At 38.2% G+C, this 21,896-nt stretch carries 17 protein-coding genes; all 17 read left to right on the plus strand.

The genetic code is table 11. The features are described from left to right. Positions 1-114 precede the first annotated feature (114 nt). The 17 genes from FC33_RS07385 (at position 115) to truB (ending at position 21,895) form a co-directional block, all read left to right on the plus strand. Entirely contained in the window at positions 115-4,464 is a 4,350-nt protein-coding gene (locus FC33_RS07385; protein ID WP_057827950.1) for a PolC-type DNA polymerase III, read from the plus strand. 696 nt (positions 4,465-5,160) lie between these two features. Further along, entirely contained in the window at positions 5,161-5,322 is a 162-nt protein-coding gene (locus FC33_RS08335; protein WP_155519400.1) for a hypothetical protein, read from the plus strand. A 128-nt stretch (positions 5,323-5,450) separates the two neighbouring features. Continuing rightward, a complete protein-coding gene (locus FC33_RS07390; RefSeq protein ID WP_057827951.1) occupies positions 5,451-5,963 on the plus strand; it encodes a hypothetical protein in 513 nt (170 codons plus the stop codon). Between the two features lie 214 nt (positions 5,964-6,177). After that, the gene (locus FC33_RS07395; RefSeq protein WP_057827952.1) at positions 6,178-7,284 is read left to right on the plus strand and encodes an acyltransferase; all 1,107 of its coding nucleotides are present in this window, start codon (positions 6,178-6,180) and stop codon (positions 7,282-7,284) included. Positions 7,285-7,543: 259 nt separating this feature from the next. After that, entirely contained in the window at positions 7,544-8,506 is a 963-nt protein-coding gene (locus tag FC33_RS07400) for a glycosyltransferase family 2 protein (RefSeq protein WP_057827953.1), read from the plus strand. A 149-nt stretch (positions 8,507-8,655) separates the two neighbouring features. Beyond that, positions 8,656-10,272 (plus strand): hypothetical protein, encoded by a 1,617-nt coding sequence (locus tag FC33_RS07405; protein WP_057827954.1) that lies wholly within the window; start codon positions 8,656-8,658, stop codon positions 10,270-10,272. Between the two features lie 103 nt (positions 10,273-10,375). Continuing rightward, the gene (locus FC33_RS07410; RefSeq protein ID WP_057827955.1) at positions 10,376-12,085 is read left to right on the plus strand and encodes a glycosyltransferase family protein; all 1,710 of its coding nucleotides are present in this window, start codon (positions 10,376-10,378) and stop codon (positions 12,083-12,085) included. Beyond that, positions 12,072-13,766 (plus strand): glycosyltransferase family protein, encoded by a 1,695-nt coding sequence (locus FC33_RS07415; RefSeq protein WP_057827956.1) that lies wholly within the window; start codon positions 12,072-12,074, stop codon positions 13,764-13,766. The genes FC33_RS07410 and FC33_RS07415 overlap by 14 nt, the downstream gene beginning before the upstream one ends. Continuing rightward, entirely contained in the window at positions 13,747-15,408 is a 1,662-nt protein-coding gene (locus FC33_RS07420) for a hypothetical protein (protein ID WP_057827957.1), read from the plus strand. The genes FC33_RS07415 and FC33_RS07420 overlap by 20 nt, the downstream gene beginning before the upstream one ends. Before the next feature lie 110 nt (positions 15,409-15,518). Continuing rightward, positions 15,519-15,710 carry a hypothetical protein gene (locus FC33_RS07425; protein WP_057827958.1) on the plus strand — a complete coding sequence of 64 codons (192 nt, stop codon included), beginning with the start codon at positions 15,519-15,521 and terminating at the stop codon, positions 15,708-15,710. Positions 15,711-15,833: 123 nt separating this feature from the next. Further along, on the plus strand, positions 15,834-16,307 hold the full coding sequence (gene rimP, locus FC33_RS07430; RefSeq protein WP_057827959.1) for a ribosome maturation factor RimP: 474 nt from the start codon (positions 15,834-15,836) through the stop codon (positions 16,305-16,307). A 25-nt stretch (positions 16,308-16,332) separates the two neighbouring features. Next, complete coding sequence (nusA, locus tag FC33_RS07435) at positions 16,333-17,484, plus strand: transcription termination factor NusA (RefSeq protein ID WP_057827960.1); 1,152 nt, start codon at positions 16,333-16,335, stop codon at positions 17,482-17,484. A gap of 12 nt (positions 17,485-17,496) precedes the next feature. Next, a complete protein-coding gene (gene rnpM, locus FC33_RS07440; RefSeq protein ID WP_057827961.1) occupies positions 17,497-17,799 on the plus strand; it encodes an RNase P modulator RnpM in 303 nt (100 codons plus the stop codon). Further along, positions 17,792-18,097 (plus strand): YlxQ-related RNA-binding protein, encoded by a 306-nt coding sequence (locus FC33_RS07445; protein WP_057827962.1) that lies wholly within the window; start codon positions 17,792-17,794, stop codon positions 18,095-18,097. The genes rnpM and FC33_RS07445 overlap by 8 nt, the downstream gene beginning before the upstream one ends. Before the next feature lie 63 nt (positions 18,098-18,160). Continuing rightward, positions 18,161-20,515, plus strand: a complete 2,355-nt coding sequence (gene infB, locus FC33_RS07450) for a translation initiation factor IF-2 (protein ID WP_057827963.1) — start codon at positions 18,161-18,163, stop codon at positions 20,513-20,515. Between the two features lie 20 nt (positions 20,516-20,535). Continuing rightward, on the plus strand, positions 20,536-20,895 hold the full coding sequence (rbfA, locus tag FC33_RS07455; protein WP_057827964.1) for a 30S ribosome-binding factor RbfA: 360 nt from the start codon (positions 20,536-20,538) through the stop codon (positions 20,893-20,895). Positions 20,896-20,974: 79 nt separating this feature from the next. Further along, a complete protein-coding gene (gene truB, locus FC33_RS07460) occupies positions 20,975-21,895 on the plus strand; it encodes a tRNA pseudouridine(55) synthase TruB (protein ID WP_057827965.1) in 921 nt (306 codons plus the stop codon). Position 21,896: the final 1 nt, after the last annotated feature.

The following is a 21,896-nucleotide window of genomic DNA, read 5'->3' on the forward strand; positions in this document are numbered from 1 at the left end:
TTTAGCCGTAACAAACTGGTAAAAACTGAAGAAAGATAAGACTGGGTTCTTTTGTCCCGGTCTTATTTTTGTTATGATAGAACAAGCACATAAATACGAGGGAGGACCAAAAGCGTGGCACTTAGTAAACAAGAATTATTTGAAAAGTTGCTTGAGCAGGTTGACTGGCAACCGGATGCGGAATTTCAAGAAGCATTCAAGGATGCAGCCATCGACCAGGTTGAAGTTCATGTGAATTCGCACCGGTGGGATTTTCATTTAAAGGTCAATGATATCTTGCCGTTCAATGCCTATCAGGATTTGGCGAACCATGTTGCCGCTGCTTTTAAGGAAATTGCCGCAACCCGGCTAATTGTTGAAACAGAGGATCCCGAAGTTACGGATCACAATTTAGCGGATTACTGGGAATGGGCGGTGACGCACAGTGAAGTTCATTCACCGATGATCCACGAAGTTTTTCGCGGCAAAGTGCCATACCTGGATCATAAACGACCAATGATCGTTACGGAAAACGAGGTTATTAAGGACTTTTTGACAACCAAAGCCCTTGGACCGATTGAAGAGGAATATCAACGGCTGGGATTCCCGAAGATGACGTTTGCGACGATCGTTGATGATTCCAAATCTCAAGAAAAAATCAACGAATTTAAGGAACGTAAAGCCAAAAGCGATGCTGAATTAGCGCAAAAAGCAATGGCAGCGATCCAAAAGCAAAATGAAAAGCGCAAGAAAGCTGCGCAAAAGGCCGCTCCAGTTGACGGCCCGGTTGTAATTGGCCGGAAAATTGCTGATGACATTCCGGTCCGGCAAATGATCGATATCAATGAAGAAGAACGGTCAGTGGTTGTTCAAGGTTATATTTTTGACCGTGAAATTCGGCAGCTGCGTTCAGAACGCAAACTGCTGATTTTGAAAGTTACGGACTACAGTTCATCATTTGTTATCAAGAAGTTTTCACGGGATGAAAATGATGAAGCGTTGTTTGACGCCCTGAAACCGGGAAAGTGGATCAAGGCGCGCGGAAGCGTTCAAGAAGATACTTACATGCGGGATTTGACGATCAATGCGTATGACATAATGGAAGTTCACCATGAAGAACGCCAGGATACTGCGCCGGAAGATCAGAAGCGGGTCGAATTGCACCTGCACACCAATATGAGTCAAATGGATGCTACCAACAGTATTTCAGATTACGTGGCGCAAGCTGCTAAGTGGGGCCAAAAGGCAATTGCGGTTACTGATCATGGTGGCCTGCAAGCCTTCCCTGAAGCGCACACGGCGGGGCAAAAGAACAACGTTAAGATTTTATACGGCGTTGAAGCGGACATCGTTGAAGATGGCACGCCAATTGCATACAACGAGCAGCACGTTAATTTGAAAGACGCCACCTATGTAGTCTTCGATACCGAAACAACGGGGCTGTCTGCCCGGTATAACAGGGTCATTGAATTGGCGGCCGTCAAGATGAAGAACGGGACGGTCATCGATCAATTTGAACAGTTTATTGATCCGGGCCATCCGCTTTCAGAAACAACGATCAATTTAACAAGTATTACGGATGATATGGTTCGGGGATCAAAGTCGGAAGAAGAAGTCTTTAAAATGTTCCAAGACTTCTGCAAGGGCTGTGTGATCGTCGGGCATAATGCAACGTTTGACGTTGACTTTATGAATACCGGCTACGAACGGCATGGCTTGCCATTGATCAGCGAACCGTGGATCGATACGTTGCCGTTAGCGCGGTTCCTGTACCCTGAAATGAAGGGCTTCCGGTTAAATACCTTGGCCAAGAAGTTGGATGTTAACCTGGAACATCACCACCGGGCAATTTACGATGCTGAAGCCACCGGATATATCTACTATGCAATGCTGAAAGACGCGGAAGAACGGTATGATATTCGATTCCATGACCAATTTAACCAGTACATGGGCCAAAATGACGCCTACAAGCATGAACACCCATTCCATGCAACGATCCTAGCACAAACGCAAGCAGGGTTGAAGAATCTTTTCAAGTTGATGTCGGATGGAATGACGAAGTACTTCTATCGTGTTGCGCGAATCCCACGGTCAGTGTTGGATAAATATCGCGAAGGCTTACTCGTTGGTTCTGCATGCGCTGACGGTGAAGTCTTTACAGCAATGATGCAAAAAGGGTATGGCGTTGCGAAGGAAAAAGCCAAGTATTACGACTACCTTGAAGTTCAACCGAAAGCCATTTATGCACCATTGATCGAGCAGGAACTGGTCAAGGATGAACACAACCTTGAAGAAATTATTGCTGACATGGTGAAGTTAGCGCATGAATTAAATATTCCGATTGCAGCTACGGGCGATGTGCATTTCATGAACAAGGAAGATGCAATTTACCGGAAAATCTTGATCCACTCGCAAGGTGGGGCTAACCCGTTGAACCGGTTACGCAAGTTGCCGGATGCGCATTTCCGCACAACGGATGAAATGCTTGAAGCCTTTGATTTCTTAGGCGAAGACACGGCCAAAGAAATCGTTGTCGACAATCCGAATAAGATTGCAGCAATGTGCGATGAGATTTCACCGGTTAAGGATAAATTGTATACGCCAAATATGCCAGGCGCCAATGACCAAATTCGCGAATTAGCGATGAACAAAGCGCATGAATGGTACGGTGATCCGTTGCCGGAATTAGTTCAGGCCCGGCTTGATAAGGAATTGAAGTCCATTATCGGGAATGGGTTTGCGGTTATTTACCTGATTGCCCAAAAACTGGTATTTAAGTCAAACAAAGACGGGTACTTGGTAGGTTCCCGGGGATCCGTTGGTTCAAGTTTTGTTGCTACGATGACCGGGATCACCGAAGTTAACCCGTTGCCGCCGCACTATCGGTGTCCAAAATGCAAGTACTCGGAGTTCTTCACAAAGGGTGAATACGGTTCGGGCTACGATTTGCCGGATAAGGACTGTCCTGAATGCGGCACGCCGTTGATCAAGGACGGCCAAGAGATCCCATTTGAAACGTTCCTTGGATTTAAAGGAAACAAGGTTCCGGATATCGATTTGAACTTCTCAGGGGACTATCAGCCAATCGGGCACAATTACACGAAGGTTTTGTTCGGGGAAAATAACGTATATCGGGCCGGAACGATTGGGACGGTTGCTGACAAGACGGCGTACGGATATGTTAAAGCATATGAACGGGATACGGAACAAACCTTCCGCGGCGCTGAAGTTGACCGCTTAGCAAAGGGCGCAACTGGCGTTAAGCGGACGACGGGCCAGCACCCGGCCGGAATTCTGGTTGTTCCGGATAACATGGAAATTTATGATTTTTCACCGATCCAATACCCGGCGGACGATCTGAATGCGCCATGGCGGACGACTCACTTTGACTTCCACTCGATTCACGATAACATTTTGAAACTTGATATTCTGGGGCATGATGATCCGACGATGATTCGGATGCTGCAAGATCTTTCCGGAATTGATCCGAAGTCGATTCCAACTGATGATCCCGGCGTGATGTCCCTGTTCTCCGGAACGGATGTTTTAGGTGTTACGCCGGAACAAATTCAATCGAAGACCGGAACGTTAGGGGTTCCTGAATTCGGAACGCGGTTTGTTCGGGGAATGCTTGAAAAGACGCATCCCGCAACCTTTGCGGAATTGCTGAAGATTTCAGGGCTTTCCCACGGGACGGATGTTTGGTTAGGCAACGCCGAAGAATTGATTGAAAACGGCACGGCGAAGATGAGTGAAATTATCGGATGTCGTGATGATATCATGATGGATCTGATTCACTTTGGCGTAAATTCAGAAACGTCATTCCAGATCATGGAACACGTGCGGAAAGGGCGCGGGATTCCGGATGATTGGCAAAAGGAAATGCGCGAAGCCGATGTGCCTGACTGGTACATTGGTTCATGCTTGAAGATCAAGTACATGTTCCCGAAGGCCCACGCAGCAGCCTACGTTTTGATGGCGTTGCGGATCGCATACTTTAAGGTTTATTTCCCAATCATCTACTACGCTGCGTACTTCTCTGTGCGGGCGGATGACTTTGATCTGGTTGCAATGGCTCATGGAAAAGAAGCTGTTAAGAATGCGATGAAGGAAATCAACGACAAGGGAATGGATGCCTCAACCAAGGAAAAGAACCTGTTGACGGTACTTGAAATTGCGAACGAAATGCTCGAACGCGGCTTCAAGTTCAAGATGGTCGACATCAATAAGTCAGATGCTTCTGACTGGTTGATCATGGAAGACGGAAAGACCTTGCTGGCTCCGTTCTCAGCCATTCCAGGCTTAGGATTGAACGTTGCTAAACAGATCATTGCCGCGCGGGAAGAAAAAGCCTTCCTCTCAAAGGAAGACTTAGCTAAGCGCGGAAAGGTTTCCCAATCGATCATTGAATTTATGAACGAACAACACGTTTTGGATGATTTGCCAGATGAAAATCAGTTGAGTTTGTTTGATAATATGTTTTAAATAGAAAGTAAAGTCTATGAATTTAGCGTTCATAGGCTTTTGTTTTTTACAGAATGAAACTTAGATGTTAGTATAAAAATCAGAGATCAATACCTTCAGTAAGAGCTGCGGCTTTAGAATGGGAGGTTCGCTTAGGCAATTTCGTTATTGTAACGAGATTGCCTATTTTTTAAATAACGGGCACTTATCATTTTCCTACGATGGTAATTGGTTATATGTATAAAGCAAAGTTAATTGGTTGACAATTTAGAATATAATAATGTAATATACCTGTAAGCTATTAGTAATTCGTGTGTAACCGCGCATTCCGCAAAGCGGAGATAGGAGACGTAAGCTGCATGTTTATTTGCAGTCGGCTACACGTTGATAGCTTTTTTTATTGACTTGAAAATAAATAGTAGGTAATAATATTAATGCAGGTAGGTAGGCTACACTGCGCAAATTTTTTCGTGATAGAAATATTAAGCGTATGTTAAGTACGCCATTTAAAACTTGGTAGGATGCCATATTGGTATCCTATTTTTTATTGCACAATTAATTCTAGATATTGATTTTCTGTGCCAATCAAAATAATATATGATTACTAAGAGCCCTGCGCATAGTGGTAGAAATATCTTGATATGAGGCTTTTTCGTTTATTGATGTAAAAATAAAATTTACTGAGTGTATGAGTGACACCAAAAATAGGATGATAGTATGAAAAGAATAGAAATAAAAAATATTGATTCGATTATTCACCTAGATGATATGAATATCACAAAAATTGGTAATCATGATGAACGAGTAAAGGAAGCAACTGAAGCGGTTTTGAAAAATAAGTCTGTGTATAATGCATTGAGGCGATTAGCAGATGAATAAAGGCACAATAAATTAGCCTGTAACACCAATGTTGCAGGTTATTTTTGAACATTGAATTTTATATTTGTAATTGATACTCTTATTATGTTATGTAAAAATCTAGGGAGATTTTAAAGGAGACCAAGTGATTGAAAAGGAATAAGTGGATTGTAATTGGAATTATTTTGTTGACGATTTTAACGCCAAGGGTTGCTTTGGCAAAAGGCTTTCATGATGATGGTGGAGGAGACTTTGGCGGGGATCACATCGTATTTCATGATGACGATGGTGGAGCTGGCCATGATGATTTTGATGATGGCGACGATTCGGTAACAAGTGACGGTGGTGAAACTCAGTCTTTTGGATCAAGGTTGAAGGATACATTTAACTATTTGATTCCTCAGGATTGGCATGGTTCCCATTCATCGTATTCTCATATAAGCAGCGGAATGTATAGTAAAAATCAAAGTACGGCTTTGAATCAGTTAATTGAGTGGGGATTCGAGTTGATTGAATTGGTTTTAGATTTATGGATGAGCTATATTGTTCTGGTTGATTTTATTTGGGAAGATTTGCCAGATAAGGTTAAAGATTGGATTAGCAGCATTTTAACCTCTAAAGATCCTGAAAAAAATCGCCATGCAATAAAGAGAAAGTGGTGATTCCATAAAACCTTAAATATCCATAAAAAATTTAAATCAAGCTTGATTTATGAAGAATTAAGAATAAAATAAAAATATCAAATTAATGATTGTAAGGTGGAGCGCATGCTGTGTTCCACTTTTTTGATGGGGTTAGAATTATTAAAAATATTTGACCTTTAGTCAATCTTTCATTAAATTAAGAACTGATACATAAATAGTTAGAGGTGTAATTGTGAGATCAACGAAAGAGAGAAATTCGAACTTTGAATTATTGAGAATTATCGCAATGCTTTTCATTATCTTCCACCATTCGGTTGTTCATGGATTGTTGAATAACAATACAAGTATTGGTGGCTGGACGCCAGTTGCTACTAAGGTTTGGTTAACGACATTTACGGGGCAAATGGTCGCAACGCTCGGAAAGGTTGCCGTTGGAATTTTCGTAATGATTTCAGGTTATTTCTTAGTAAATTCTTCGATCAATGGCAAGAAGTCTTTCAAAAAGATTTTGATGTTGATCGTTCAAGTTTACCTTTACTCGATCATCATTTACTTTGTTGCCGTGCACTTTAAGTGGGTAAATCCGAAGAGTACGATTGTTCTTCAACAAACGTTCTTACCGCTTTTCTATAACAGTTGCTGGTTCGTAAGTGAGTATATTCTTTTATACTTAGTTTACCCGTACATCAACGTTGCATTACATAACATTACCCGGCAGCAATACCGTAATCTGATTATCATTATTGCCATCACGTTTACGCTGGTTCCAACGCTTATTCCAAACTTTGGAAGTTATGGCTGGTATGGTCAGCTGGTAGTCTTTATTCTGTACTATCTTATTGGTGGTTATATCCGACTTTACGGGACGAAACACGAATGCCTTTTAGGAACATTCTTGACAATTGCTGGGGCGGCTTTGATGGCAGTCGTGATCTTCTACTATGATTACATGGGAGCAACGACGCATAATCAACAGTTCTATCACAATAGCTTCATCAACATTGCAGGGCAATTTAGTCCGTCAATCGTTTTAATGGCAACCGGGATCATTTTGCTTTTCAAAAATATGCATCTCGGTCACAATCGATTGATCAATACAATTGCGGCAACCACGTTTGGCGTTTATCTGATTCACGATAACCCAATCATGGAACAAATGATTTGGCTGAAGTGGCTCAAAATGCCAGCTTTATTGGTTCCAAATGTAAAACATTATTTGATTACAGCGGTGATTGTATGTCCGTTGATTTTCATTATTTGTTCGTTGATCGATTATGTCAGAATTTTGATTTTTAATGTGATTTCATTTATTTTTAGCAAATTCAGCAGAAGTAAATAGCTGTGAGAGGGTGGAACACTGAAAGGTGTTTCATCTTTTTTTGATAGTTTATGAAAAATCAATGATAATCCAACGAGAAGTATTTGACGTTTAATCAAAATTTTTTTACAATTAACCTGAGTTAACTAATACTAATGTCTAAGCAATTTCGCTGTACAGAGAAGTTGCTTTTTTTAATGAATATGAAGAAAAATTATTTTTGAAATAAAATTTCACAATCTTTTCCTGTACAATAGTTACTGGATTGAAAGGTCAAGTAATGAAAGAAGAAAAAATGCTAACAATCGTTGTTCCATGTTACAACGAAGAGGAAGTACTGCCGGAAACCGTTAAAGAACTTGGTGGTGTTCTTGAAAGTATGATTGCTGAACGAAAAGTTGCTGATAACAGTAAAATTTTGTTTGTTGATGATGGTAGTAAGGATAAAACATGGAGTTTAATTCAAAAGTTTGAAGAACAACATGATTATATTACTGGAATCAAGTTCAGCCGGAACTTTGGTCACCAAAATGCCCTTGTTGCCGGGTTAACAACAGCGGTTAATTATTCAGATATGATGATTACAATTGATGCTGATCTTCAGGACGATATCAATGCAATTCCGAAGATGGTTCAGAAGTACCATGAAGGAAAGGATATTGTCTATGGCGTGCGGAATAATCGTGATACCGATACACCATTCAAACGGAAGACGGCGCTTGCATTTTATGATTTGATGAAGAAGTTAGGGGTCAATATGGTTCCGAATTCAGCAGACTATCGGTTAATGAGTAAGCGAGCAGTTGAAACATTGCTTCAATTCAAAGAACGGAACTTGTTCCTTCGTGGAATGGTGCCAATGGTTGGGTTCCCATCAGCTAAGGTTTATTATGCACGGAAAGAACGTTTCGCCGGTGAATCAAAATATCCGTTAAAGAAAATGATCAAGTTTGCATTAGATGGAATTACATCATTTTCAACAGTCCCCATTAAATTGATCATGGGATTAGGAATCGGCGTTGTTTTTATTGGAATCATTTTAATGATTTATACTTTTATTCAACGTTGTTTCGGGCATGTTGTTGCTGGATGGTCATCAATGATGATTTCAATCTGGGTTCTTGGTGGGGTTCAGATGATATGTATCAGTGTGATTGGAGAATACATTGGTAAGATTTACTCTGAGGTAAAAGGCCGACCAAGATTTACGATTGAAGAAGATGACTATTCAGATAAATTTTAAATATTACTATTAGGTCAAATAGATTTCGTCATCATGGAAAATATGATGGTGAAATTTTTTTATTTATTAAGCTTATTAAAGATAAAATAAATTATGTTAAAATGTAGTTTGTTTCTTTTGGCAATTTTTATTTGGAGGAGTAGGGCAAATTGAGAATTTTGAGTACACTTGCTATATTATTTCTATTAGGATTAATATTAATCTTTTTAGTTAAATCAAAAAGATATTTTAGAATTTGGCAAAAATTCATAATGGGGGGGATACTGACCTTTCTTATCTTTTTTGAATTGGAAGGGTTAGGTAAAGTTCCGGGACTGTTTGGAGACGAAGCCTTTAATTTTTATAATAGTTGGTCATTGGCGCATTTTGGTGTCGATAGCAATTTGCTACATAATCCCATTTATTCGATATCGGCCGGAGGACAGTCAATTTTTTATGAATGGCTTGCAGTACCATTTATGAAACTGTTTGGAATGAATTTGGCAGCGTATCGTTTTCCAATGGCATTTTTAACTGTGCTAAGTGTGATTTTTTTGGTATTTGTTCTTTATAAAAGTAAAGTTAGTCCTAAGATAATTACAGGTATAACAGTAAGCTTCTCTACTGCTGAATGGTTATTAATATACGGTCATTGGGCAATGGATTGTAATATTATTGTTCCAATGTTTATTTTTATGATTGGATTTGCACTTTTATCATTTACTAAAAACAAAATATATGGATATGTCACAATTATATTAATTGATTTAATGTCTTATTGTTATGTTGGTATTTGGATTTCACTACCTTTTCTTTTTGTGGGGATACTTTGGTTCTTTTGTAAATATGGAATGTTCAATAAAAAAGATATCTATTATTCTGTATTTATAAGTGTGTTATTGCTAATCCCAGTTTTTTGTTATATTTTGGTTCAATTTATGGGAGTAAAACCTTTTAAATTTTTATGGTTTACAGTAGTATCTTTATCTCAAACAAGAAATGGCTCTTTGATTTCTTTTAATGGAAATATTATAAATTCTGTTATATCAAATTTAGCATCAGGAATTGGACAATTAATTACAGGAGATGATTCGTGGATATATACAAGTATTCCGGGTTATGCTTTAATTTACTTCCTAATGTTTTTATTAGCCGTTTATGGTGCGGGAAGGGTGATCAGAGAGAAAAAGAATGCGATTGTAAAATTTTTATACATTGTCTCTATTTCATTATTGCCATTAGTACTTTTTGTTCAAGCCAACTTTACCCATTGGTCTGTAGTTTTAATCACTTTATATGTATGGGCTGGAATAGGACTTGGGAAAGTATTTGAAGCGACAGGAAAGAAAATGTTAAAATCTATAATTTTAATTATGATTTTTCTTGTAAGTGTAAATTTTGCACATTATTTTTTTGAAAGTTATACAGACGCAGAGATAAACGCAAATCAAATTCCAAGCTATATTATTGATTTTAACAGTTCAAAAAATTTTGTTAGAGAACTGGATAATTTACACGTAAAGACTTATTATGGCTTTCCTCTTTATAATTCAGATCGTCCAAGTAATAACATCGAATTTTTAGAATGTATTAAACATCAAAGTCCGTATAAGATTAATGAACTAGAAAAAAGATATCAATCTTCAATTCCGTCTCAGATAATGTCTGGTTCAGCTGCATACATAATTCCTGAAAATCAGGTTAATAATTATGGTTATCTTAAATCTTTATCAAAAAAAACTTTAAAAGTAAACAATCAAGTTTATATTGTTTTTTATAAAAATTAATAAGTGTTCTAGGTATTGTTATATTGACGATTAATAAAACAAAAAGTATGATTTTAAAGTAGAATTATTTTTATATTAAATTTGTAATATGTTAGGAGAAAAAATGAGTAAGGATAGAAAAAATAGTATAAAACGTTATTCAGTATTATTGTTTATTTTTATAATTTTGAGCATCTTGTTCATACTTCCACTTTTTAAATGGCACTATTTACCATTTGGGGATGATATGGACTTTAATGTTGATCGGGTATTAGAGTTGAAATACAACTTTTTACATTTTAACTTTTATCCTCAACTAAGCACGTATACTTTCAGAAGCCTTGCATATCCGCTTAATGTTTTTTATCCATGGTATACATTAATCCCGTTTGTTTTTTTTGAAATGATTATTCCAAACCATATGTGGGGTTTTGTAATTGGATTTGCATTTTATGCATTTGTGGGATTAACAATTTCATATGTAGTTGTAAAGAAGATTACTAATAATGAAGTACAATCATTTTTTGCTTCTGTTTGCTATATTTTTAGTGAGTATCTTTCAATTGATGCCTTTCGAAGATTTGATTTAGGTGAATTTGTTGGCATGATTATTATGCCAATTGCTTTTTACGGTTTCTATGATGTGCTATTTAAAGGAGAAAATAAAAAAAGTTGGATCATTTTAGGACTAGGTATGTCGTTACTTGTCCTAACACACATGTTATCAACGTTGATTGTTTCAATGTGTTTATTTGTTTTATTTTTTATTTTCTTTAAGAAAGTAGAAAATAAAAAGATGGTATTTTTGAATTTATTAAAATCAATTCTAATTTGTATCGGTGCTTCAGCCATTTTCTTATTCCCGTTTATTTATCAAAATATTGTTCAATATTTTGGAACTAAAACCACTACGATATCCCAAAGTTTTTACCCACAAGGATTTGGAACATTAATTATGAGTTCATTGAATTCAGAATGCCAAAACTTTCAATATGGGATTGGAGTTTGTGGAATTTTAATCTTGATATTAGGGTTAATATACTTTAAGAAACTTTCTAATTTATCAAAAGTTTTGTATATCGCAGGAAGCATTACATTTTTTATGTCATCTACGGCGTTTCCATGGTATTTGTTGGACAATACTATTATTAGTATTATTCAATTTCCGTATAGATTACTTATGCTAACATCAATGTTCTATGCATTTGTTGGCGGTGAAATCATTGCGAAAGCAATTGCAAATTATACTAACGATTCACAACATTCAAAAATGTTCATTTCTGCATGCTTTTTAATAGGGTTAATAGTACCGCAAATTGGGCAAACACAATTAATGCTTCAAAATACAGACTCATTTCGAAATGGATATGGAGAGTTAAAAAAAGATACTGGAGTATATAAAAAATTTACATCTTTCCAACTTGAAACGTATACTCCGCAAAACGAACAAGGAGCATGTTCTAATGTATATGATCATGTTGCAATTATTGACGGTAATTCAACTAAATTAAGTACTAAGAACATTAAGAGTGAACCTAATTCTATTGTTTATACATCAAAATTAGTAAAAGACTTTCATGATGTGGTTTTGCCAATTTTGTATTATAAAGACATGTTTAAGGCGGAAAGAAATGGTAAAGCTGCTACGGTATACTGTTCTGAGAATGGACAATTAGCAGTTAAGTCGTCAAACTTAGGTCCGATCAAGATTTCGTATAAATACAATTTTGCAAGTATTTTAGGAATTATTTGTTCATTGGTTTGTTGGGTATTAGGATTAATATTACTTTTCGGAAATAACAAGTTAGGAAGAGTCAAAAATGAAGAAGAATGAAGTGAATAAAAAAGTACTTCTAGAATTATTGTTTATCATATTAAGTATTATTTTTGTGGTTCCTATATTGTTTCACGGGTATATTTTTGGAGACGATATACAATTTCATTTTGACCGAATTTATGAAATTTCACAAAATATAAAACATTTTAATTTATTTCCTCAATTTTATTCATATTCTTTTGGGAAAATAGGGTATTTATTAAATAGTTTTTATCCTTGGATGACACTACTTCCATTTTCAATTTTATTAAATATAATTCCAAACCCATTAGTAGCGTTTTGCTTCGGAGTAGCATTTTATATTTTTATTGGGCTAAATCTAACCTATCTTGTATTTAAGAAAGTTCCAATTACAAAGAGGCAAGCCTTTTTTACGGCTCTTATTTACATGTTTTCAGGCTATTTGTCTGTTAATTTGTATCGGAGATTCGCACTTGGGGAATTTCTGGGAATGATTTTCCTTCCGTTAGCTTTTTATGGGTTATATGCAATTTTATTTGGTAATGAAAAAGATTGGCCTTATTTAGCGTGGGGAATGTCTTTGATTATTCTGTCGCATCTATTAACGGCATATATTCTTTCGATTGTATTTTGTATTATTTTGCTCTTTACTTTTTACCAGTTAGATAATAAGAAAGAGAAGATTATTGAAATTGGAAAATCGATATTATTATGTATTGCTTCGACATTAATTTTTATCATTCCATTTTTAGTACAAGAATTAGGACAAAAATTCTTACAACCGGATCCTTATCAGTTACAATCTGGAGCAAATGACCTTTTTAATTCAATTGTTATTTCGTTAAGTAATACGCCAGGACTCAATGATATGCAGCATATTCAATGTGGTGTAGTGGTTATTGGAACACTTATTGTTGGAGTATTCTTTTGGAAATACTTTAATAAACTTGAAAGAGTTTCATATGTTTCAGCGATATTTATTTATGTTTGTTGTAATTGTGCAGGATTATGGCAAGCACTTAATAATACTCCTTTGACCTTAATTCAATTTCCAAACCGTTTGCTGAGTTTGGTAACACTTTTTTCTTCCATTGTTGGTGGAAAAATCTTGTTTATTATTTTTAAAAAATTTAATGGAAAATTTAAGAAATTATTGCCTATTTTGGGGATCATTATTGTTGTAGCGCCATGGATAGATCAGGTAAACAAACAATTAGACTTTGAAAAAGTTGCTGCAGCAGGACATCAAATGTTAACTTACCAAAATGATAAGTTTACAGATTATGGCGGATATCATTTTGAAAATTATACTCCTGCTGATGCAATGCAAAGCTTATCATTTGCAACCTGTCATCAAGTAGAGGTGGATGGAAATGTAATTCAACTCTCTCAAAATGAGGTTATTTCAAAACCAAATTGTCTTGAGTTTAAAGTCACTGCAAAAAAAGATAATTTGGTTAAGCTGCCTGTTTTGTACTATTTGAACTTACATGGGTACCAAGGAAATAAGAAACTTAACTTGATGAAGTCGTCAGATGGTTTGGTTTCTGTAAAAGCAAAAATGAGTGATAAGCCTATATTCATTGAGTATATTCCTTCGTTTATCGAATGTTTAGGAATAATAATTAGTATTTCAACGTGGCTAATTTCAATGATGGTTTGGATTAGAAATAAAAAGATTAAAGAAAGTGAGAAAAATGGAAAAGCAAAGGAATAATAAAAAGTTATTTAATAAAAATGATTTTCTAAGAATAGTTTTGTTTATAATTCTTAGTTTTTGTTATTTGATCTTTTTCTTCAATACAAAAGGTCACTTGATATTAAAGGCCGATGTAGATGGTGAATTTCATTTTTCTCGGATTATGAGTTTATCAAATATTTGGCAATCTCCAGTGAATTTCCATTACTACAATCACACTGGGCAAATTGTAAATTTAATGTATCCTTGGGCAACGGTTTATCCCATGTACTGGATTATAAAATTAACAGGAAGTATTGTAGGTGGATACTATACTTATTTTTTAATTTTAACTTTTGCAACACTTGAAATCATATACCAATGTTTGAAGCATATGAAGCAAAAAAACTTGCCGTCAATTTTAGGCGCTGTTTTATATGCATTTGCTATTTGCAGAACATCTGATATATATTGCCGTGCTGATGTTGGAGAGGCAGTATCAATGACGATTTTTCCAATTGTTTTGCTCGGAATATATCGACTATTTTATTTGGATAAGCCACATTGGAAAACGCTTGTTGTGGGAATGACATTACTGGTTTATACGCATGTTTTATCTTTGATAATTGCTTCTGTAATGGTCGGACTTTTTACAATTTTGAGCATTGTTCATAGACGACTCGATATTAATCGTTTCATTGGTCTCTTAAAGGCTACAGGGATGTCAATTCTTTTAGGATTAGGTTTCTTTGTACCTATGCTTCAAGTGATGACAACCGTTAAGATTAATGGCCCACAACCATATGATCTCTATGTTTGTGCTTTGAAGCCTATTCAATTATGGGAGTGGTCTTTACAAAATGCAGCCACAACGCGTGATTTATATGGTGCAGTTTTCTTGGTTGTTATAATTGCTATTTTATTGAATATAAAGAAAATTAAAGGGTTCTTTAAGGACACTTTGATTGGTGCAGCATTCTTTACGTTTATTTCAACTACACTTTTCCCATGGGGAATTTTCCAAAAGCAATTTGGAATGCTTCAGTTTCCTTGGAGATTCATTACTGTAGCAACATTGTTATTATGTGTTACTGCAAGTGAATTAATGAGAGATTACGAGTTAAGTCATTCTAAAAAACAGTCAAAAATTGCATTATTCTTTTTAGTTCTAATGATTGTAATTTCTCATTGGGGAGTTATGAATGATGTATACAAGTGGAATGGAAACAATAACGGAAATGACAATGCAGTTTATGTTAAAGGAATAACTAAAAATGTTTCCTTTAACGGATACGGGGATTATAATCCTACATCTGCAAGTAATGATGATGGTTGTATTTCAGCGCAGAAGATTTGTGTAGATCAACAATGGATCCCAGTTAAGCATAAGATTAGTTCAAATACGATGTCATTTGAGTTTAACTCAGATGAAGAAACTACAGCTATTCTTCCAGTTTATGCGTTTCCAGGTGAGAAATTGGTTCAGAATGGAATTTCACAGTCTCCACAAGCTGCACAAGCCGATGGGGCAACACAAGTAAATCTTGTTGATGGAAAAAATAAATTTGAAATAAGCTACAGATATAGTATCCTTGCACGGATTGCTTGGACAATATCATTGATTACATTCTTAATTTTTAACGGGAATATGTTGTATAAAAAATATAAGAAACAAGATTAATTGTTAATAAAGATGTATCTTCGGGTACATCTTTATTTTTTGCATAATTAGCATATTTCCATGATAAAATAACGCTGTTGAAGCTTTAATAATTAAAGAGGAGAAACTATATGACAACTAATATTTTTCAGTGGAAATTTATTTTAAATGCTGAAGAAGTAAAATCATTAGTCGATGCATTAGAAAATTCACAACGAGTTGATATCAAGTTAAAGCGAAAAGCGGAGTTCATTACTGATTCTGAGAAGATTCATGCTGAATTGGATGATGTCTTTAAAAAATTAGGTTTAATGACAGAATAATTTGAAAAATCCAACTTTATCTGTTATATTAGCTATTGTATTCTAATAACTCGGTAAGAGTGAGCAGCGATGCTCACTCTTTTTGATGGATGGAGTTATTTAGCAAAACGAGGAGGATATTGAGTGAGCAGTGTAGTAGAAACTGTAACTGATTTAGTTACACCGATTTTAGACGACCATCACTTTGAATTGGTGGACGTTGAATTTGTAAAAGAAGGTAAAAGTTGGTACTTGCGCGTGTTCATTGATAAGCCGGAAGGAATCACGATTGATGAATGTGCAATGGTCAGTGATCAATTAAGCGAAAAGCTTGATAATTGCGATCCGGACCCAATTCCGCAAGCATACTATCTTGAAGTTTCATCACCGGGTGCCGAACGTCCTTTGAAAAAGGAAAAGGATTATCAACGGGCGCTTGGCAAATACATCCACGTTTCTTTGTATCAACCGCTTGAAGGCAGTAAAATATATGAAGGAACGATGACGGATCTGTCAGCTGATGAATTAACGATCGAATATCAAGATAAAGCACGGACCAAAACAATTACGATTCCTCGGAATAAAATTGCGAAAGCTCGTTTAGCAATTAAGTTTTAATCAAATATACTAAGGAGAAATTTTCATGAGTAAGGAATTACTAACTGCGTTAGACGTTCTTGAAAAGGAAAAAGGCGTTAAACGTGAAGTTGTTATTGAAGCATTGGAAAATGCATTGGTTTCTGCATACAAGCGGAATTACGGCCAAGCTCAAAACGTTGAAGTTGAGTTTGATGAAAAGAAGGGCGACATTCACGTATATGCAGTTAAGGATGTTGTTAATGAAGTCTTTGACTCCCGGTTGGAAGTTAGCTTAGATGATGCATTGCAATTAAACAAGGCCTATGAAATCGGCGACCAAATTCGGTTTGAAGTTACGCCAAAAGACTTTGGTCGGATCGCCGCTCAAACTGCCAAGCAAGTCATCATGCAACGCGTGCGTGAAGAAGAACACAACGTCATCTACAACGAATACATTAAGTATGAAAATGAAATCGTGACGGGTGAAGTTGAACGGCGTGATAACCACTTTATCTACGTTAACTTAGGTAAAGTTGAAGCCGTTTTGTCACACAAGGATCAAATTCAAGGTGAAGAATACAAGTCCCACGACAAGATCAAGGTTTACATTTATAAAGTTGAAAACAGCTCAAAGGGCCCGCAAGTCTTTGTTAGCCGGTCACACCCTGATTTGTTAAGACGGTTATTCGAACAAGAAGTTCCTGAAATTTATAACGGCGAAGTTGAAATTGTTTCAATTGCCCGGGAAGCTGGCGATCGCGCAAAGGTTGCTGTGCGGGCAACGATCGACAACTTGGATCCGGTTGGGACCTGTGTTGGACCACGGGGTGAACGGGTTCAAAAGATCGTTAACGAATTAAAAGGCGAAAACATGGATATCGTTAAGTGGGATGAAGATCCGGCAACCTTTATTGCCAACGCATTGAATCCTGCTGACGTATTGGCAGTTCGGTTCGATCCTGAAAATGAACATGACTGCACCGTTGTTGTTCCTGACGATCAACTTTCACTTGCAATCGGGAAACGCGGGCAAAACGTTCGCTTAGCTGCCCGGTTGACTGGCTATAAGATCGACATTAAGTCAGAAACCGATGCTGCAGAAGAAAACTTAGAAGATAAGACGGTTGCAGAACCAGTTGAACCAGCTGTTGAAGAGGAACCAGTTGAAGAAGTTTCAGTTGAAACCGAAGCAACTGATGAAGGTTCAGAAGAATAAGAGGTTTAAAAAATGGCACAACGTCAACGGAAAATTCCGATGAGAAAAGATATTGTAACTGGCGAAATGCTTCCTAAAAAGGAACTTGTTCGGGTTGTGAAGAATAAGGAAAACGAAGTTGCAATCGACCCGACAGGTAAGCAAAACGGCCGTGGCGCATACATCCACCTCGATGTTGATGTTGCAAAGCAAGCCAAGGAAGAAAAGACATTTGATAAGGCATTCGGAATTAAGATCAGCGATGATTTTTACGATGAATTGATTGCCTACGTTGATCACAAGGTCGCACGGATTAAGTTGTTTGGTCATGAATAAAAAGCAAGTTTTAAATCTGCTTGGGTTAGCGCAACGGGCACGCAAAATCACGACTGGCGAAGATTTAGTTTTGAAGAAGATTCAAAAGCATCAAGCGCAGATCGTCTTTTTAGCTGCGGATTGCGGACAAACAACGCAAAAGAAGTTCTCTGATAAGTGTCAGAGCTACCAAGTTCCATTGGCAACGAACTTTACGCGCGCAGAGCTAAGCGTTGCGATTGGACAGGTGCGTTCGATCATTGCAGTTACAGATTCCGGTTTTGGAAAGAAGTTAAAATCATTATTGTTTTCTGAATAATGCGAATCCCATTTCGCGTGAAAACATAATGATTTGAAATACGCGAAATGGAGGGATTTGCATATGAGTAAAAAGAGAATATATCAAATCGCACATGAATTAGATGTCAGCAGCAAGGAAGTCATTGCTGCTGCGAAGAAGAACGGCATCAAGGTTGGCAATCACATGTCAATGCTTGATGAAAATGAAGAACAAACGGTTAAGAAGAGCTTAGGCAAGGGTGCAAAGCCGCAAAAGGCCCAAGCCCAACCAGCCCCAGCTAAGAAGGCTGCACCAAAGGCAGCTTCAAAGCCGGTTCAAGCTAAAGATTCTCACAACAACAATAATAAAATGAAACAAAATCACGCAAATCAAAATCACGGATACAATGATCAGAAGAACAAGAACTTCAAGAATCAACGTCCAGCCAATAATCATTCAAACCAAAATAATAACCATGTGAAGGCTCAATCACATGATAATGGTGAGAACGGAAATCACTTCAGCAACAACAAGAAGTTTAACAAGAAGAACAAGCGCAATGGCGGTTTCAATAACAGCAATGATTTCCAACGCAACAAGTTCAATAAGAAGAACAAAAAGAAGAGCAAGAAGGAACGCCGTCAAGATCGGCGGAACCAAAAGAAGAATCCAGTTCCGCAACGCAAGAACAAGCCGTTACCAGAAACCCTTGTTTATACGGTCGGTATGAGTGTTGCTGATATTGCGAAGAAGATCCACCGTGAACCAGCTGAAATCATCAAGAAGCTCTTTATGATGGGGGTCATGGTCAACCAAAACCAATCCCTTGATAAGGACACGATTGAAATCTTAGCGGATGATTATGGCATCAAGGCTGAAGAAAAGGTCGAAGTCGATGTTTCAGATATCGATAAGTTCTTTGAAGACGAAGAAAAGAACCACAAACACCTTGAAGCACGGCCACCAGTTGTTACGATCATGGGGCACGTTGACCACGGGAAGACAACGTTGCTTGACCACTTGCGGCACTCCCACATTACTGCCGGTGAAGCCGGGGGGATTACACAGCATATCGGGGCTTACCAAATCAAACACGACGGGAAGACAATTACCTTCTTGGATACTCCAGGACACGCTGCCTTCACGAACATGCGGGCGCGTGGGGCTGATATTACCGATATTACCGTCTTAGTCGTTGCAGCTGACGACGGGGTAATGCCGCAAACAATTGAAGCCATCCACCACTCTCAAGCAGCTGGCGTTCCAATCATTGTTGCGGTCAACAAGATCGATAAGCCGGGTGCAAATCCAAACCACGTTATGGAACAATTGACCGAATATGGCTTGATTCCTGAAGACTGGGGCGGTGACACGATCTTCGTTGAAATTTCAGCTAAGTTAGGGCAAAACATCGATGAATTGCTTGACATGATTTTGCTTCAAGCTGAAATGATGGAATTGAAGGCTAACCCGAAACAACATGGTGCCGGCTCCGTAATTGAAGCCCGCCTTGATAAGGGTAAGGGTTCCGTTGCTTCATTGTTAGTTCAACAAGGTACATTGCACGTCGGTGACCCAATTGTTGTCGGCAATACCTTTGGCCGGGTTCGGACAATGACCAACGATCGCGGAAAAGCCGTTCACAAGGCTAAACCAGGAACCCCAGTTGAAATTACCGGGTTAAACGATGTTCCGGATTCAGGGGATCGGTTCGTAACGTTCAACGATGAAAAGACTGCACGGGCAGCCGGTGAAAAACGGGCTGAACAAGCATTGATCAAGGAACGGAGCAAGACAACACACGTTACATTGGATAACTTGTTCGATACGATCAAGGAAGGCGAAATGAAGGAAGTTGACTTGATCATCAAGGCCGATGTTCAAGGTTCCGTTGAAGCCCTTGCTCAAAGTTTCCAAAAGATTGACGTTGAAGGTGTTCGGGTCAATATCATTCACCAAGCCGTTGGGGCAATCAACGAAAGTGATATTACCTTAGCCGAAGCTTCAAATGCGATCATTATTGGGTTCAACGTGCGGCCAACACCGCTTGCTAAGCAACAAGCCGATGCTGATGGCGTTGACATCCGGTTGCACAACGTTATTTACAAGGCAATCGATGAAGTTGAAACGGCGATGAAAGGGATGCTTGAACCAGAATATCAAGAAAAGGTTACTGGTCAAGTTGAAATCCGTGAAACTTACAAGGTATCGAAGTTGGGAACGATCGGTGGGGCTTACGTCATCGATGGTTATATCCAACGCGATAGCGGCGTACGGGTCATCCGGAACGGTGTGGTTATCTATGATGGTAAACTTGCAAGTTTGAAACGGTTCAAGGATGACGTTAAACAAGTTAAGGCCGGCTACGAATGTGGTTTAATGATCGAAAAGTATAACGACATTAAAGTTGGCGATCAACTTGAAGCATACGTAATGGAAGAAGTTCCAGTTGAATAAGATTAAGGGAGGCTGGTAAAATGGCACAACAAGTGCGAGTTGGCCGACTCGCTCAAGAAATTCAGCGCGAAGTCAATGATATTTTGCAAAAACGTGTACGTGACCCACGAGTTCAAGGGGTTACAATTACTGGCGTCGAAGTAACTGGTGATTTGCAACATGCAACGATTTATTACAGTATTCTTTCAGATTTAGCTTCAGATGCAGAAAAAACACAACGGGGCTTAGATAAGGCAACGGGCTTGATTCGGCGCGAATTAGGCCATCGCTTAAGTATCTATGTCACTCCTGAAATTAAATTTGAACAGGACGAATCAGTGCGGTATGGTGACCACATTGATGAATTGTTGAACAAGCTTCACCAACAAGATAAGTTTTAAGTAAGAAGGTGTGACGAAACCATGGAATGAACGGTGGTTTGGTCGCACCTTTTTTGATATGGAAAGAGGGAGTGAACAAATGGACGGAATTTTACCACTTTACAAGGATCGTGGAATGACCAGTAACGATGCCGTAATGAAGTGTCGTGGAATATTTCAAACGCGGAAGGTCGGGCATAGCGGCACGCTTGATCCGAATGTTGACGGTGTTTTACCGATTTGTATTGGCAAGGGCACGAAAACTGTTAACTATTTAATGCAGTCCGGAAAGAAATATCGCGGCGAAGTCACGTTGGGGTTTGCCACGACTACCGAAGATCTTGATGGCGAAAAAGTTGAAGAAACGCCGTTAAAGCAACCATTTACTGATGATCAGATTCAGCAAATGATGGATTCGATGACGGGTGAGATCATTCAAATCCCGCCGATGTATTCGGCCGTTAAGGTTCACGGCAAACGGCTATATGAATATGCGCGCGCTGGCGAAGAAGTTGAACGGCCGCAACGCAAAGTGACGATCAAATCGTTTAAGCTGACAGATCCAAGCGAATTTGATGAAGCCACGGGATTGCAGAAAGCGAAGTTTGAAGTGGAATGTTCAAAGGGAACCTATGTCCGGACGCTGGCCGTTGATTTGGGCAAGAAACTTGGCGTGGCTGCAGTGATGTCCGACTTGACCCGGCTTCAAAGCGGTGGTTTCACGCTTGACCAGACGATCTCATTGGCAGAGTTGCAAAAATTGAAGGACAACGGGGAGGATTTGCAAAAGGTCCTTTTCCCGGTCGGCTATGCTTTCCGGAAATATCCGCAAGCTGAGTTAACGGCCTTTCAATGGAAGATCGTTAAAAACGGCGGTTTTCTTCAAGCAAAACATATGCACACGGATACTCCGTTACTGGTCCTGAATTTTGACGGAAAGACGCGCGCATTATACAAGTACGATGCGGCGAAAAAGGCATACCGGCCAGAACAGATGATTGATTTAACTGAGGAAGGATAAA

Origin of the sequence: Ligilactobacillus aviarius subsp. aviarius DSM 20655, from assembly GCF_001436315.1 — a bacterium.
GTDB classification, from domain to species: Bacteria; Bacillota; Bacilli; order Lactobacillales; family Lactobacillaceae; genus Ligilactobacillus; species Ligilactobacillus aviarius.